At 68.1% G+C, this 15,291-nt stretch carries 14 protein-coding genes and 1 pseudogene; 8 read left to right on the top strand and 7 right to left on the bottom strand.

Annotation, left to right across the window (positions count from 1 at the left end; genetic code table 11):
- Positions 1 to 15: 15 nt before the first annotated feature.
- Positions 16 to 1,374, bottom strand: coding sequence for a serine hydrolase domain-containing protein (locus AB0395_RS18310; protein WP_366281949.1), 1,359 nt, complete (start codon positions 1,372 to 1,374; stop codon positions 16 to 18).
- A gap of 155 nt (positions 1,375 to 1,529) precedes the next feature.
- The gene (locus tag AB0395_RS18305) at positions 1,530 to 2,411 is read right to left on the bottom strand and encodes an NAD-dependent epimerase/dehydratase family protein (RefSeq protein ID WP_366281947.1); all 882 of its coding nucleotides are present in this window, start codon (positions 2,409 to 2,411) and stop codon (positions 1,530 to 1,532) included.
- 77 nt (positions 2,412 to 2,488) lie between these two features.
- On the opposite strand from AB0395_RS18305, the gene AB0395_RS18300 reads away from it, so the two are divergent.
- Positions 2,489 to 3,475, top strand: coding sequence for an AraC family transcriptional regulator (locus AB0395_RS18300; protein ID WP_366281945.1), 987 nt, complete (start codon positions 2,489 to 2,491; stop codon positions 3,473 to 3,475).
- A gap of 25 nt (positions 3,476 to 3,500) precedes the next feature.
- Here the strand turns inward: AB0395_RS18300 and AB0395_RS18295 are convergent, their stop codons facing one another.
- The gene (locus AB0395_RS18295) at positions 3,501 to 4,727 is read right to left on the bottom strand and encodes an epoxide hydrolase (RefSeq protein ID WP_366281943.1); all 1,227 of its coding nucleotides are present in this window, start codon (positions 4,725 to 4,727) and stop codon (positions 3,501 to 3,503) included.
- Between the two features lie 355 nt (positions 4,728 to 5,082).
- On the opposite strand from AB0395_RS18295, the gene AB0395_RS18290 reads away from it, so the two are divergent.
- The 3 genes and pseudogenes from AB0395_RS18290 (at position 5,083) to AB0395_RS18280 (ending at position 6,442) form a co-directional block, all read left to right on the top strand.
- Positions 5,083 to 5,805: a TetR/AcrR family transcriptional regulator gene (locus tag AB0395_RS18290; RefSeq protein WP_366281941.1), complete on the top strand. Its 723-nt coding sequence runs from the start codon at positions 5,083 to 5,085 to the stop codon at positions 5,803 to 5,805.
- A 42-nt stretch (positions 5,806 to 5,847) separates the two neighbouring features.
- A pseudogene (locus AB0395_RS18285) lies at positions 5,848 to 5,961 on the top strand (FAD-dependent monooxygenase); the annotation flags it as partial.
- 139 nt (positions 5,962 to 6,100) lie between these two features.
- Complete coding sequence (locus AB0395_RS18280) at positions 6,101 to 6,442, top strand: hypothetical protein (protein WP_366281939.1); 342 nt, start codon at positions 6,101 to 6,103, stop codon at positions 6,440 to 6,442.
- A 15-nt stretch (positions 6,443 to 6,457) separates the two neighbouring features.
- Here the strand turns inward: AB0395_RS18280 and AB0395_RS18275 are convergent, their stop codons facing one another.
- Complete coding sequence (locus AB0395_RS18275; RefSeq protein ID WP_366281938.1) at positions 6,458 to 7,351, bottom strand: haloalkane dehalogenase; 894 nt, start codon at positions 7,349 to 7,351, stop codon at positions 6,458 to 6,460.
- A 43-nt stretch (positions 7,352 to 7,394) separates the two neighbouring features.
- Positions 7,395 to 7,985, bottom strand: coding sequence for a TetR family transcriptional regulator C-terminal domain-containing protein (locus AB0395_RS18270; protein WP_366281936.1), 591 nt, complete (start codon positions 7,983 to 7,985; stop codon positions 7,395 to 7,397).
- Positions 7,986 to 8,110: 125 nt separating this feature from the next.
- Here AB0395_RS18270 and AB0395_RS18265 point away from each other — a divergent pair, with 125 nt between their 5' ends.
- The gene (locus tag AB0395_RS18265) at positions 8,111 to 9,205 is read left to right on the top strand and encodes a winged helix DNA-binding domain-containing protein (protein ID WP_366281934.1); all 1,095 of its coding nucleotides are present in this window, start codon (positions 8,111 to 8,113) and stop codon (positions 9,203 to 9,205) included.
- A 59-nt stretch (positions 9,206 to 9,264) separates the two neighbouring features.
- On the opposite strand, the gene chrA is transcribed toward AB0395_RS18265, so the two are convergent.
- On the bottom strand, positions 9,265 to 10,437 hold the full coding sequence (gene chrA / locus AB0395_RS18260; protein ID WP_366281932.1) for a chromate efflux transporter: 1,173 nt from the start codon (positions 10,435 to 10,437) through the stop codon (positions 9,265 to 9,267).
- 182 nt (positions 10,438 to 10,619) lie between these two features.
- On the opposite strand from chrA, the gene AB0395_RS18255 reads away from it, so the two are divergent.
- A complete protein-coding gene (locus tag AB0395_RS18255) occupies positions 10,620 to 11,639 on the top strand; it encodes a DUF4037 domain-containing protein (RefSeq protein WP_366281931.1) in 1,020 nt (339 codons plus the stop codon).
- Positions 11,640 to 11,793: 154 nt separating this feature from the next.
- Here the strand turns inward: AB0395_RS18255 and AB0395_RS18250 are convergent, their stop codons facing one another.
- Complete coding sequence (locus AB0395_RS18250) at positions 11,794 to 12,297, bottom strand: MarR family winged helix-turn-helix transcriptional regulator (protein ID WP_366281930.1); 504 nt, start codon at positions 12,295 to 12,297, stop codon at positions 11,794 to 11,796.
- Between the two features lie 117 nt (positions 12,298 to 12,414).
- Here AB0395_RS18250 and AB0395_RS18245 point away from each other — a divergent pair, with 117 nt between their 5' ends.
- Both AB0395_RS18245 and AB0395_RS18240 read left to right on the top strand, forming a co-directional pair.
- Positions 12,415 to 13,653, top strand: coding sequence for an amidohydrolase family protein (locus AB0395_RS18245; protein WP_366281928.1), 1,239 nt, complete (start codon positions 12,415 to 12,417; stop codon positions 13,651 to 13,653).
- Between the two features lie 445 nt (positions 13,654 to 14,098).
- Entirely contained in the window at positions 14,099 to 15,277 is a 1,179-nt protein-coding gene (locus tag AB0395_RS18240; protein WP_366281926.1) for a cytochrome P450, read from the top strand.
- Positions 15,278 to 15,291: the final 14 nt, after the last annotated feature.

Genomic DNA, 15,291 nt, shown 5'->3' with positions numbered 1-15,291 from the left:
CCCCGTGAGCGGCGCTTAGCCGGTGGGGAGGGAGAGGCCGGCGTAGACCTGGTTGAGGACGGTGGGCAGCAGGGCGATGGCAGTGGTCCGGCCGTCGGGCGACAGGGTCAGGTTCGTCCAGATCACGAGCATGACGTCGTTGTCCGGGTCGTGGCCGATGAAGGAGTTGAAGCCGGGGAGTTCACCGCCGTGGTAGTACATCGAGGCGTTCGGACCGAAGCGCTGGTAGGCGATGCCGTATCCGTACTTCTTCCCATCGGGCGTGGCCGGGTCCTCGGCTTGCGGGCTGTGCAGCCACTGCCGTTGGAACGCGGGGTTGAGGACCTTGCCCGTCACCAGGGCCCGGATCCAGGTGGCCAGGTCGTCCGCGGTTGAGATGACGCCTCCGGCGGCGGTGGCGTAGGAGGGGTTCTGATGGGTGTAGTCCACCGGCCGGAGCTTTCCCGACCGGGCCGCCGCTTGCATGTCGGCGGGGTAGGGCCGGTCGACCAGCGCGTAGGCCGAACCGCCGTACATGTAGCCGTGTGAATAGGGGGCGGGGAGGGACAGGTCGTCGGCGCCGGGTAGCGACGTCCCCGCCAGGCCGAGCGGGGTGAACAGCCGGTCCCGGAGCTGCTGGGCCAGCGGGTGGCCGCCCGCCTTCTCGGCGACGAGGCCCAGCAGCGCGTAGTTGGTGTTGCTGTACTCGTAGGACGTGCCGGGCGCGAAGTTCGGCGGGTGCCGGAACGCGATGGACAACATCGCCTGCGGCGTCACGGCCCTGCTTGGGACGGCGTCCATGGTCGCCGCGAGTTCGGGGGCGTCGGTGTAGTTGTAGAGTCCGCTGCGCATCTTCAGCAGTTCGGCGATGGTGATGTGTTCGCCGTTGGGCACTCCGGGAACGTAGGCGGACACCGGGTCGCTCAGCCGGAGCCTGCCGTCCTGGGCGAGGAGGACGATCAGCGCCGAGGTCATGGTCTTGGTGTTGGAGGCGATCCGGAGGTGGTCGCCCGTAGTGGGCGGTTTGGTCGTGTCCAACTCGGTCGTGCCGACGGTCGCCCGGAAGGTTCCCCGCGGAGTGCGGAGCAGGACCATCGCGCCGGGAACCATGAGCTTTTTCGCCGCACGCGCAACGGCGGACTGGAACACGGCCGGATCAATGGGCTTCAGTGTCGACGGAGTGGGGCCCGAGGCGCTCGCCGTCGCCGCGGGTGTGGCCGACGCGTCGGAGAGGGCCGTGAAAGCCGCCCCTGTGGGCACGGCGCAGCCTGTGATCAGCAGAGCCGCGCACGGCGCCAGCAGAGCCATGCGGCGGGCGGTACGGGACGCCCTGAAGCCGGCTCCCAGCCGGCGCGCACGGTTCAGGACGTCGTCGTCAGCTCGGGGATTCCTCATGCCGACGTCATAGCCCTCATGCTCGGCGGTCCAGTGCCGCAGCCGGGGTGATACGAAAAGTGATGCGGCACGGCCGAAGATACTAAAACGGAATAAAGTACCTAATTTATCATTTTTCGACACATTTGAGGGAGTGGGCGTCCCGCTTCGAAGTGTCAGGCGGCGGTGTACCGCTGCGCGGGGTTGCGGAGCGCGCCGCATATTCCGGTCAGCGTCTCTCCGAACCTCGGTGACCAGCCGAGCCCGCGCAACCTGCTCGCGTCGAGTGCCGCGTCCGCCGCCAGGAAACCCGCCAGGAAACCGTATGTCTCCAGCGCCTCGGCAAGGCTCCATGAGCGCACGGGCACTCCGGCGGCGTCCCCGATCGCCGAGAAGAGGTCGGCCATCGGCACCGGTGTCGCTTCGGCGGCGTGGAACACACCGGTCGCGCCGGACTCGAGCACCAACGCGTAGGCGAGCGCGAGGTCGCTGACGTGCACCGTGGACCAGCGGTTCTCTCCGGTGCCGACGTAACGGGCCACGCCGTCCGCGCGTGCGCGCTGGACCAGTCCGGCGACGGGACCCGCTCCGTCACCGTAGACCATCGGAGGCCGTACGACGGCCCCGTGAACGCCCTGGGCGCCGAGCACCCGGGACTCCGCCTCGGCGAGCCAGGCGAGCGGCCCGACCGCGTCCGCGGTGTCGTCTTCGGTGACCGGCACCCGGGACGACCGCGCTCGCGGCGCTCCGGTGGTCGTCACGAAGGCGCCGCCGGCCATCGACGCGAGCATCGAGGTGACCGCTGCCGCGTCGATCGCGGGACGGTCGTCACCGTTGCTCGCCGCGGTGTGCACCACGCCGTCACCCGCGTCCGCCTCGCGTGCGAGCACGGTGAGGTCGGTTAGACTGCCGCGGACGGGCTGTCCGCCTGCGGCGCGAACCTTGGCTTCGGCTGCGTCGTCGCGCGCCAGGCCGCGAACGCGGTGTCCACGGGTGACGAGGACGCGTGTCAACGCTGAGCCGATGAATCCGCTCGCGCCGGTGATGAAGATGTCCAACGTTGTCTCCTTGGTGAGGGGATGATTCACCTTAGGAAGCGGCGAGTCCACTGGGTATGCGTCAGAGTCCAGGTGCCATGCGTGATCGTCCGGTGGCAGACGTTCTCGGCGCGCTGCTGCGTCATGTGCGGATCACCACGGGCGTGTTCGGGCGGATCGAGCTCGGCGCGCCCTGGGGTGCGAAACTCGGCCCGCGCGACACCGTCTCGCTGCACCACCTGCTCGAGGGCGAGATGTGGCTGGAACTGGACGGGCGCGAAACCCGTATCGGACAGGGAGATGTCCTGATCCTCCCGCACGGCGCACCGTACGCGTTGAGGCATCAACCGGGTGCCCCGGTCGAAGACGAGGCGAGCTGGCAGGCACCCGCGACGCCGGGTGCTTTGTCCATGAGACGTCGCCACGGTGGCGGCGGCGCGAGGACCGTGTTGCTGTGTGCCGAACTGAGCATGGTGGGTGCCGCCCGGGCGCTGCTCATGCGGGCGCTCCCGACGGTGGTGCGTTTTCCCGCGGGCGGCTCAGGCGAGCCGGTAGCCGGGCTCGGCCGGCTCCTCGATCTCCTCCGTGACGAGGTACGCGAGCCGCGGCGCGGCTCGCCGCTCATCGCCGCCCGGCTGGCCGAGTTGCTGCTGTTGCAAGGCATCCGCGAGGAACTCGAGCGGCCCGCGGCTGCCGGTTCATGGCGTGCCGCGCTGACCGACGAGCGCATCGCCCGGGCCCTGGACGCGCTCTACGGCGCGCCGGAACGCCCGTGGAGCGTCGTCACCCTCGCGCGTACGGCCGGCATGAGCCGGGCGGCCTTCGCGCACCGGTTCCGCGAACTCGTGGGAGAGAGCCCGTTCGCGCATCTGACCCGATGGCGCATGGAGGTGGCGAAGACGATGTTGCGAGAGCGTCCGGGCCTCACCCTCGGCGAGGTCGCCTCGTCCGTCGGCTACAGCGGTGAGTTCGCGTTCAGCGCCGCGTTCCGCAGGGTCGTCGGCCTGCCGCCCGGCGGATACCGCGCCGCGGTGTCGGAGGGTCCACGGGAGGACGTCCCAGGGGAAGCCGGGGCGTTCAAATAGCGCTCGGGCATCCGGCGGGCGGGATTCAGTGTCGTCCGCGGAAGGTGCGACGCAGGTCGGCGACCCAGCCGTCGGGGATTTCCCAGGGGATGAAGTGGCCGCCGTCGTGGTGAACGGTGAGATTGACGTGGTTGTACCAGTCCGCGCGTTCGGAGTCGAGGAAGTTCTGGACGCGCTGGTCGGTGGTGACGCCGGGCGGGTTCTCGTATCCGACGAAGGTGATGCCGGTTGGGGCTTCGATGGCCGGCAGGCGGTCGTGGGACGGGGTCCACGGGTAGCGGTTCGCGTTGGCGTAGTAGCGCATCGAGGTGCCGATGGTGTTGCCAACCCAGAAGATCATGGCGTGGGTGAGGATGTCGTCCTTGGAGAAGACGTTCTCGACGTCGCCGTGGTTGTCGCTCCACTTGGCCCAGCGCTCCAGGATCCAGGCGAGCAGACCCGCGGGCGAGTCGCTGAGGCCGTGGGCGAGGGTGCTGGAGCCGAGGACGTGGACGGCGAGATGTGCGGCGAAGCGCCGGTCCAGGGCGACGATCCGGCTGTGGACGCTCTCGGGCAGGCCATCGGGAATGGGCAGGCCGCCGCTGAGGTCCCAGGCGCGGTCACCGTTGAAGAAGGTGAGCTTCTGGCCGGAGCCGATATGGATCGCGTGGAGTTCTTCGGCGTACTTGTGTCCGAGCTGGCCGGTGACCAGGGCTCCGATGTCACACCCCGCGGCGGCGTACTTCCGATGGCCGAGCATGTCGGTCATCAGGGTGTGCCAGAGGTCTGCGACCTTCCAGAAGTTCATGTCCGGGTTGTCCGGTAGCGGGGTGGAGAAACCGAAGCCGGGCAAAGAGGGAACGATGACGTCGAAGGCGTCGGCGGGGTCGCCCCCGAAGGCGGCGGGGTCGGCGAGGGGGTCGATGACCTTGGACCAGTGCCAGAAGGTCCAGGGCCAGCCATGGGTGAGGATGAGCGGGACAGGGTCGGGGCCCACGCCGGGCTTGCGCATGAAGTGGACGGGCACGCCGTCCACGGTCACCCGGTAGTGCTCGTAGGCATTGATCGCGGCCTCGGCCTTGCGCCAGTCGTACCGGTGGAGCCAGTAGTCGGCCAACTCTTCCAGGTAGGCACGGCTGACGCCGTAGTACCAGTCGTCGTTGCCCGCGTCGACGGGCCAGCGGGTGAGCCGCAGCCGCGACTTGAGGTCGTCGAGCACGCTGTCGGCGACGTGGATCGGCGTTGGCTCGAACGGAAGGTTCGTGTTCGCCATGGGGGTTCCCTTCGCAAGCGGGACGCCCGAGGCGCCCGGTCGGGGCCGGCCGTTGAGAGACGAGGATCCTGGTGAACTCCTCCATGGTGAGGTCACCACGGAGCTCCTCGGCATCACGGGGAGAATATATCACCTCTTTATTTAAGTTACTTATGTATCACCTGTCTCCGGGGCGGCGATGCTCTCGGTGATCACGAACCGCCGGGCGTCGGCGGCGCCGGAAGATCCTGGACGAACCGGTGAGCGTCGGGACCGGGCCGGGATCGCCTTCCACGGTGCCGCGCCGCCGTGGGAGCGATCGAATATTAGTCTGATACCAATGTTGATACCGACCTAAGTCTGTTACGGTACCTATATGAGTACCGGTACAGGAGGCAGCGGCCAGCCACAGCCTCAGGAAGAGCCCGTAAGGTCCCGGCACGAACGGCGGCGGCGCCAGACCAGGGAGCGGATCGCCAACACCGCACTGGCCATGTTCAGCGAGCGAGGCTACGACGCCGTGACCATCGCCGAGATCGCCGAAGCCGCGGACGTCGCGAAACAGACCGTTGTCAATCACTTCCCGGCCAAGGAGGACCTCCTCCTCGCCTGGCACCGCCCGGTCGAGGCCGATGTGATCGACCTGATCGACCAGCTTCCCTTGGGCACCTCGCTGCCGGAATTCCTCAAGGACGAGCTGCCGCGCCTGTTCGCCCACCTGCCGGAGATGCCGGAGGCGCCGGACGGCGGAGATCCCCGGACCGTGGCCGACGATCGACTCGCCGGTGTCTTCACCGTCATCCAGAACAGTCCCGCGCTGCAGGACGCGTTGCGGCTGCGCGGCTCTCGTTACCAGGAGGACCTGGCGGCGATCCTGTCCGACCGGGTGCCTGCGCATTTGGGCCCTGTCGCGGCGCGGGCGATCGCCGCCTTCATCCTGACCACCGTCACCGCCATGATCGACGAGGCGGCACGGCTGCGGGCCGCGGGCCGGTCGCCCGAACAGATCATCGCCGCCCTGACCGAAACGGTCGGCCGGGCACTCGACATCCTGCACACCGGCATCGGGAACATCGGCGGATCTGCAGCGCCGTCTTAAAGCACCCGGCGGTTCTTGAACCCGCGCGGGCCGAGGAGGGTCATGCAAACGGAATCAACATCGGTGCTGGTCCTCGGCGGTGGGCTGGTAGGCCTGTCGGCGGCGGTGTTCCTGTCCTGGTGCGGGGTTCCCGCGCTGGTGGTCGAGCGCCGTACCGCGAGTTCGCCGCATCCACGCGCGGTCGGCTACACCCCAGAACGATGGAACTCCTTCGAGCAGTCGGATTGGGGGCGCACATCCCGCAGGTGCCGGCCGACCTGCGGCTGGGGAAGCCACCGAGCGGACCGGCGTCACAGTGGACCACCAACGGATCGGCGACCGGCTTCGGCCGCACGGGCCGGGAGAGTTCCTTCGCGCCTTCGGGCTCTCCCGGGACGGCGCGACCCTCATCCGGCCGGACGGCTACATCGCCTGGCGCTCCCGCGACCTGCCCATCCAACCGGCCGACACGCTGACCGCGGCGCTAGGTCAGGTGTCGTTCGCCACTCGCCATGCCACCGCGAGCCGTACGCAGCCGTCCCCGGACGCCACCTCAGCCGGGCTCAAGCACGTCGGAGGCATCGCTGTCCGCCACGACAAGCTCACCGCGCACCACTCGGCGGTGAGTATCGCCTGCCTGCTGCGCCGGCTCAGATGATCCATGAGACGGAACCTAGGACCGGAGGACGAACTCCCTCACCTCCGACCCGATCTCGTGCGGGGAGTCCTCCTGCACGTAGTGGATGCCGCGCACCGCAACCTCGCGCTGATTCGGCCATGTCCGCGCGAAGTCCAAGGCCCGTCCGACCAGGATCGCTCCCGGTTCCGCGGAGATCAGCAGCTTCGGGACCGGGCTCTGCGCGAGCCAGCGGCCGTACGCCTCGATCGTCTCGGCCACGTCCTGTGGTGTTCCGTCGATGGGGAGTTCGCGCGGGAAGACCAGCGTGGGCATGCGTGACTCCCGGGTGCGGAACGGCGCACGGTAGGCCTCCATCTCGCGCTCGTCCAGCGTCCTGAGCACGCTCTTGGGCAGCACCGTCTCGACGAAGAAGTTCTGGTCCAGGATCAGTTCCTCACCCTTGGGCCCGCGCATCGCGCGGAACAGTGTGTCGCGGCCCTCGGGGAAGTCGGCCCAGAGACGCGGTTGCACGATCGCCTCCATGTAGGCGATTTTGCTGACTCGCTCCGGATGCCGGTGCGCCCAGTGGAACCCGAGCGCCGATCCCCAGTCGTGCAGCACCAGTGTGATCTGCCCCTCGGGCAGCACCGCGTCGAACCACGCGTCCAGGTACCGGGCGTGGTCGGCGAAGCGATAGGCCCCGTCGGGCGCAGGCCCCGAGGTGCCCATCCCGACCAGGTCCGGTGCCAGGCACCGGCGCGCGTCGGCGAGATACGGGATCACGTTGCGCCACAGGTACGACGATGTCGGGTTCCCGTGCAGGAACACCACCGGATCGCCGTGCCCGGTGTCGACGTAGCTCATGTGCGTGCCCAGCACCTCGACTTCTCGCCGGGGGTGCGGATCGGCCGTCGCGACGTGGGCGGGAACATGCGTGTGCGTACTCATGGTCGTGTTGTCCTTTTCGAAAACTGTCGTGAGTGTGTGGGGGTCAGCCGCGCGGTGCGAGTACCGTGCCGAACACGACCGTCTTGAACCGCTCCAGTGGCTCGGGCGAGCGCTCGACCTTCATTCGCAGCATCGCCCCCTGCCATGAGGCCATCAGAAAGTCCGCGAGGTCGAGCGCCGGCAGCGGCAACGCGATCTCGCCCGACCGCGCCGCCTCGTCGAGGCAGCGCGCGAACGGCTCGTGCCAGTCGGCGAACACCGCCGACAGGTGGGTGCGGATCGCCTCGCTGGTCTCCGTCGAGTCCGCGCTGGTGTTGCCGATCAGGCATCCGTCGTGCCACTCGCGCGCTTCGAGCCGCTCGGTGATCGCGTCGAAGTAGGCCCGCAGCCGGGCGAGCGGTGGCAGGGAGGTGTCCTCCAGCGTCGCGGTGACGACCGTGCGCACGTCGGCGAAGTAGTGGTCGATCACCGCCAGCCCGAATGCCTCCTTGGAGGAGAAGTGGTTGCCGAACGACCCCAGCGGCACCTCTGCCGCCGCCGTGATGTCGCGGACGCTCGCACCCACCAGGCCCGTTCGGCGGACGGTCTGCATCCCCTTGTCGAGGATCTGGTCCTTCTTCGATGGTCTCGCCATAGCAATCAATATGTACGTTCGTATTGAAAATGTCAAGTTCCATATCGCGACGTCGAATCGTTGGGAACGAACTATTCCGTTCTGATATGATGTCTGGACCGAAAATACGAGATGAGGGGAAACGGATGCCCGAGGTGCTCAGCAGGCGTGCGCTCAACCGGGCCACCCTGCACCGTCAGCTGTTGCTCGCGCGGGCCGAGCTGACCGCGCTAGAGGCGGTCCGGCACCTGTACGGCATGCAGGCCCAGGCTCCGAACCCGCCCTACATCGGGTTGTGGAGCCGCCTCGCCGACTTCGAGCACGAAGATCTCGCGCGGCTGCTGCATGAGCGGCTGGCCGTCAGGGTCGTGCTGATGCGCTCGACCATCCACCTGGTCGCCGCGGAAGACTGCCTGGCCCTGCGGCCGCTGCTGCAACCGATGCTGATCCGCGGTCTGCGGAGCTCACAGGGCAAGGGGCTGGCCGGGCTGGACCTGGCGGAGCTGGCGGAGACGGGGAGGGCACTGGTGGAGGAGCGGCCCCTCACCTTCGGTGAGCTGGGGCGGCGTCTGCTGGAGCGGTGGCCGGATCGGGTGGCGGCCGATCTGGTCAACGGCGTGCGCAACACGGTGGCGCTGGTGCAGGTGCCGCCCCGGGGCATCTGGGGTGTGGGCGGCCAGCCCGCCCACACCAGTGCGGAGGCGTGGTTGGGGCGCCCCCTGGACAGCACGCCGGATCCCGCCGAGACGATCCGCCGCTACCTGGCCGCCTACGGCCCGGCGACGGTCATGGACATCCAGCGGTGGTCGGGGATGACACGGCTGACCGAGGTCGTGCGCGGCATGGATCTGCGCCCCTTCGTGACCGAGGACGGCGTGCGGTTGTTCGACCTGCCGGAGGCCGTCCTGCCCGACGCCGAAACGATCGCCCCGGTGCGCTACCTGTCGGAGTTCGACAACATGCTGCTGTCGTTCGGAGAGCAGACCCGAACCCGGATCATGGACGATCCGTACCGTGCGAGGGTTTTCACCGTCAACGGCATCATCAGAGCGGTGGTGCTGGTCGACGGGTTCGTGCGAGGCATGTGGAAGGCGACCTCCACACGCGAAGAAGCGGTGCTCGAGGTGAAGCTGTTCGAGCCGGTGGCGGCGCGGGAGCGCCAGGCACTGCAGGAGGAGGGGATGCGGCTGCTGGGCTTCGTCGCTCCCGAGGCGAAGGTCTGCGACGTCCGCTTGACCTGACAGTGAGGACGTGGATGGACGCCTCCCGGCGGGCGAGGTGATCGTGCTGAGAGGCGGGATCAGGTGACGGGCCAGCCGGCCAGAGCGGCGGCGACGCCGAGGGCGGCGGCGGCGAGCAGCGCGGGGACCACATTCCGGCGGGCGGTCAGCAGCCACGCCGCGGCGCAGGCGAGGACGGCGTACTGCCAGACGTGGTGCAGGGCCAGGGCCAGGGGGATCGCCGAGCCGGCGATGGCGCCGATCACCGCCGGACCGGCACCGGCGAAGAACGCCTGCACACCGGTATGAGCCCGGATTCTGGCGAATCGGGGGCCGCCGACGATGACGAACAGGAAGGAGGGAGTGAAGGCGACGGCGGCCGCCAGCAGGCCGCCGGTGATCCCGGCGGCCGCGTAGCCGACCACCGCAACGGTCTGCACGACCGGCCCGGGGGTGATCTGGCCCAGGGCGACGGCGTTGAGGAACTGGCCGTCGGTCATCCAGTGGTAATGGTGCACGGCGTCGGCCTGCATGAGCGGGATGATCACGAAGCCACCGCCGTAGGACAGAGCGCCGACCTTGAAGGCCACCCATGCCAGGGCGAGCAGGCCTCCGGCCGCCGGAGCGGCGGCCGTCAGCGGTAAGGGCCACAGCGCCGCCTGCCGAGGGCTGTGGCGGGCACGGACGGCGACTTCCCAAAGACCGGTCGCGACCAGGATCAAAACCAGCCAGGGGCCGGTCACCGCGGCCGCGACCGCGCCGACCAGGGCGTAGGCGATCCACCGTGAGCGCCCGGCGGCTCTGGTCCCGGCCCGCTTCCAACTGTCCGGAACCAGGTGGGCCGCCGCCTGCACGGCGACCGCGGCGACCGCGGATCCGGCGCCCGCTGTCGCCCCACGCACCCACAGGGGTGGGTCGCCGCCCAGGAACAGCGCGGCCAAGGCAAGGATCAGTGCCAGGCCGGGGACGATGAAGCAGAGTCCGCCGACCAGGGCGCCGGGCAGACCACGCAGCCGCCAGGCGATGAAGATCGCCAGCTGGGTTGAGGCAGGCCCGGGCAGCAGGTTCGTCGCGGCGATCCCGTCTTCGAATTCCGTTGCCGACATCCAGGCGCGGCGCTCGACGCACAGCCGGCGCAGCAGGGCGATATGGGTGGGCGGGCCACCGAATCCGATGCAGCCGATCCGGCCCCACTCTCGGGCGAGCGTGCCCAGTCCCACATGTTCGGCCGTGGACTCCTGCTCGCTGTTCACCCGGCTCCTTCTTGTCGCCGTACGCCGTGGTCGGTGCCGGGCGGTGTGACCCTACCGGTCTCATGTGAACAACGGGTACGCCGTCCAGGCCTTCCTGAGCGAGGGCACCTTCGCTCGTCCAACCTCTTCCCCGCACGGAAAACCGGGTGCGCGAGGCCGTTCCGCCAGGCAAAGTGAACGAAATGATGTCCAGTTTCGTCCCTGGTCTGCAGCTTTCACGCGACTTCTACACGCAGGTTGTGCAGCCCATCGTCGCCGATGTGCCACACAGCGCGGCGCTGATCGGACCCGGTTCGGAGGTGCTGGCCTTTGACACCGAACGCTCAACCGACCACGACTGGGGTCCAAGGGTGGTGCTGTTCGTCGCCCCCGGCCAGGTCGGGCAGATCGGGGCCACTCTCGCCCGCGGCCTGCCGGGCACTTTCTGCGGCTACCCGGTCATCCCGGACGGCAACGGCGGCACCCACGTCACCGACGTCGCCACCTGGTTCACCCAGAAGCTGGGCTTCGACCCGCTGCGGGCCGTCACCACGCTGGACTGGCTGGCCGCCCCCTGGCAGAGGCTGGCCGAGGTCACCTCCGGCGAGGTCTTCCACGATGGCCTGGGCGTCCTGCACGACGCCCGCTCCGCGCTGCGCTGGTATCCGCCCGATCTGGAACGCTACGTGTTGGCCTGCCAGTGGAGACGCCTGGCCCAGCTGGAGGCCTTCCCCGGCCGGTGTGGCGAGACCGGAGACGACCTCGGCTCCGCCGTGCTCACCGCCACCCTGGCCGGCGAGCTGATGCGGCTGGTCTTGCTGATGCGTCGCCGCTACCCGCCGTATCCCAAATGGGTCGGCGGCGCCTTCGCCCGCCTGTCGGGAACGGCGGAACTGGGCGAGGCGCTGTCGCAGGCCGTCGCCGCTGGTGACTGGCGCACCCGTGAGCGGCACCTGAGCGACGCCTACCAGCGGGTGGCCGCCCTGCACAACCGGCTGGGCCTGAGCGAGGCACTACCGGTCACGACCCGGGGCTTCCACGACCGGCCCTTCCAGGTCATCGGCGCCCAGCGTTTCGCTGACGCGCTCACCCGCGGCATCACCGCCTCCGAGATCCGGGAGCTTCCCCCCATCGGCTCGGCCGACCAGCTCGGCGGCTCCACCGACCTGCTCACCGACCCGCGACGCTGCCGGGCGGCGATGCGGGCCGTACTGGGCCTGTGAGACCGGCCCGCAGGCAGGACGGGCGCATCATCCGTGGCGCGGACATCGGCCACGCGCCCCTGCCGCCGTAGAAAAATCATGGCCAAAGCCTGCGATGTCGGGCTTGTCCCGATCGAAAAGCCCAATGTCGCGGCGCTGACGCGGGCCCGGCTGCTCACGCCGGGTCTTGGGCGGGGCGCTCATCGTCCCCCTGGCCGCCGCGGCGGTGGCGGCGTGCGGACCAGTTGGCGCTGTCGTGGCTGTACCGAATCAGGAACTGGGCGAACTGGCGGCGTTCGGCGGGATCCCACGCCGAGGTGATGCATTCGAAGGCGTCGCTTTGCTCGGACGCGAAACGACGCCGTTCGACTTCTCCGGCCTGCGTGAGTTCAAGGACTGTGCGCCGGCCATCGGCCTGGGAAGCGGTACGGCGCAGCAGTCCCTCGGCGATGCAGGCCGAGATGGCGCGGCTGGCGACGGGCTGGGTGACACCCATCTCGGCGGCGACCGCGCCCACGGTGATCTCTTCGGGCGCGTCCGCGATCACGTTCAACACGATGTTGCGTGTCAGGTCTCTGCGATCTGCGGGTGCCCGGCGGCGCAGGCGTGACAGCGCAGGCCCGACCTGGTGCAGAAGGGTCTTGTCATCGGGTTCGGGGCAGGGCGGCGGGCTGACCATGGAAGTCATTCTAAGAGGTGCATCCACCTTCACATAATCATATCGATAGCTATATCCATAGCTTTAGGTATACATTCGAGAGGAGTCCACCGTTTAGCGAGAGCGAGGTCTTACACAATGACCGTGACCGCCATCACCGGTGCCCGTGTCTTCGACGGCGAGAAGACGCTGGGTGTGACCACCGTGCTCATCGACGGCGAGCGAATCGTCCGTATCGGCGGCGAGATCCCGGACGGGAGTGAGGTCGTCGACGGCACCGGAGCGACTTTGATGCCGGGCCTGATCGACGCACACGTCCACACCGGCAAGGAGAGCCTCGCGCTCGCGCTGCGCTTCGGGGTGACCACCGAGCTGGAGATGCAGGGCACCAACACCCGCGACAGGCGGGCCCACATCACTGAGGACGACACCGTGGCCGACGTGCGGTCCGCGGGTTTCGCCATCACTCCGCCAGGAGGGCATCCCAGCGAGCTGTTCCCCGACGGGTTCGCCCCCTTCCCCGAGGGTAGGGGGCCGGACGCCGGTGAGCCTCCGCTGCGGCCCTTCTCCACGACTCCGGAGCAGGCCGCCGCCTTCGTCCCGCAGCTGATCGCGCGAGGCTCGGACTACATCAAGTTCATGATCGACGACGGCGGCGTCGAGGGGCACCCAGGCCTGCCGATGCTCGACCAGGCCACCCTGAACGCCGGCGTGGCCAAGGCGAACAGGTATGGCGCGCTCACCGTCGCCCACGCCCTGACGGTGGACGCCACACGCATGGCCATCGAGGCCGGTGTCGACGGCCTGGCTCACCTGTTCATGGACCGGCCCCACACCGATGAGATCATCACCATGATCAAGGACGCCGGAATGTTCGTCGTCCCGTGCGTCGTCCTCAATGCCTCGCTCATGGGCATCACCGGCAGCGAATTCGCCGACGACCCACGAGTCGCCGCCCGCCTTGACCCGGCCTGGGACGAGACGCTGCGCTCCAGTTTCAACCGCTACCCGCAAGGCAAACTCCAAGACGTCCTGAACACGGTGAAGGCTCTCAGCGACGCGGGCGTTGACGTGCTGGCGGGCACCGACTCCTCTATGGCGTTTCCGTTCTTGGGCGGTGTCGCGCACGGTGCCAGCGTCCACCACGAACTTCAGCATCTCGTCCGGGCAGGGCTCACCCCGTCCCAGGCCCTGCGCGCCGCGACCGCCACCACCGCCCGCCGCTTCGCCCTCACCGACCGTGGCCGCATCGCCGAGGGTCTGCGCGCCGACCTCCTGCTGGTCGACGGCGACCCCACGCAGACCATCTCCGACACACTCAACACCCGCGCCATCTGGCGCCGCGGCACCCGCCTCGCGGTGCGCCCCTCGAGGTGAGAGAACACGCCATCTCGTGCCCGTTTCCTCGGGGTGGTCCCGAGGTCGACGAGCACCGTCTGCCCGCCGGCCGCGGCGCTCGGGCTGAATACCCCCGATGGGTATCTGCCGTGCTCATTCTCCCCAGTCGGAAGAGGTGAACGATTCTGTCGCCCTCGTTTCAAGCGAAGTTGACATCTGTTTACCCGAGAGTTAGGGACTGTCCGTAAAGTGAAGATGTCAAGTGACAGGATCTTGCAAAGTTCTTTGAGAAAACGTGTTGCCGCCGCGTCGATGGGGGTTGACGGGGCATATATCGGCTTGTAAAGTCGAGGAGTTGTCATGTGCTGACATCGATTTCGGATGTTACCGGCTTACTTCATTTCGCTGAAAATATATGCCGCCACCATTTTGTTATGCCGGCTCTAGGAAATGATGAATCATGCCTGCGTCTCGCGTTGAATCGATGAACTTTCCCTTTGCCCGCGCCGCGGTAAGCCCGCTGGACCTGCCGTCACAGTATGAGGACCTTCGCGGCGCCGCCCCCGTCACCAGGGTCGTTACCCCTACGGGGGACCTCGCGTGGCTGGTGACCAGGTATGACGATATTCGTTTCGCCTTCAGCGACCTGCGGTTCAGTTCGGACATGACCCACCCCGGCTATCCGCGATTCTATGTGCCTGGTGAACGCCAGCCAGGCGCATTCGTGGCGATGGACCCTCCCGAGCACACCCGTTATCGGCGTACCATTGCGAGTTGGTTTACCAGCCGTGCCGCCGAGAAATTACGTTCGCGTATCCAGGAGATGGTGGACGGTCTCGTCGATGACCTGCTCACGGGCCCGCGGCCGGTCGATCTCATTGCGAATTTCTCGTCATTGCTTCCCGCTGCGGTCATTTGCGACTTTCTCGGCGTTCCCTTTCCCGATCGTGACCGGTTTGGTAAGTGGATTCTCACGCTGATCGAACGCGACGCCACGGCAGAACAGCAAACGAAGGCGTTCGGCAACCTCTTCGAATACATGTACGCCCTGGTCGCCGCCAAGGAGGCCGAGCCGACCGATGATCTGCTCGGTCAGCTGGCCGGCGTGCAGATCCGGCAGGGTGAGCTGACCCGGCAGGAGGTCGTCGTCATCGGTCTGATGCTGCTGGCGGCGGGATTTGACACGACGGCGAGTTCTATCGCACTGGGGGTACTGTCCCTGCTGGAGAACCCATCCCAGCTCGACCGCCTGAGGAACGACCCTTCTCTCATTCAGTCGGCGGTTGAGGAGATCTTCCGGTACCAGAACACACTGCAGTTCGGTATTGGACGAGTCGCCGTCGAAGACGTGGAACTCGGAGGCCGGCTCATCCGCGCTGGAGAGGGCGTCATTCTGCTCACCCCCTCCGGCGGACGGGACGAGAAGGCGTACGCGCGGCCCGACGAGTTAGACATCGGTCGCCAGGGACTCGATCCGATGACCTTCGGGCACGGCATCCACAACTGTGTCGGCAAGTTCCTGGCGCGTGTCGAGTTGCAGGTGGCCATCGGCACGCTGGTCCGGCGCATCCCCGGCCTGCGCCTGGCCGTGCCCGCCGCCGAACTACCCTACCGTGACAACTCGCTGGTCTTCAGCCCGCGCGAACTGCCGGTCACGTGGTAAGCGCGGAGGCGGTG

The sequence above is a fragment of the Streptosporangium sp. NPDC051023 genome, from assembly GCF_040689595.1.
Lineage (GTDB): Bacteria > Actinomycetota > Actinomycetes > Streptosporangiales > Streptosporangiaceae > Streptosporangium.
The sequence above is the reverse complement of the archived record's forward strand: the minus strand, read 5'-3'. Positions and strand labels throughout refer to the sequence as shown.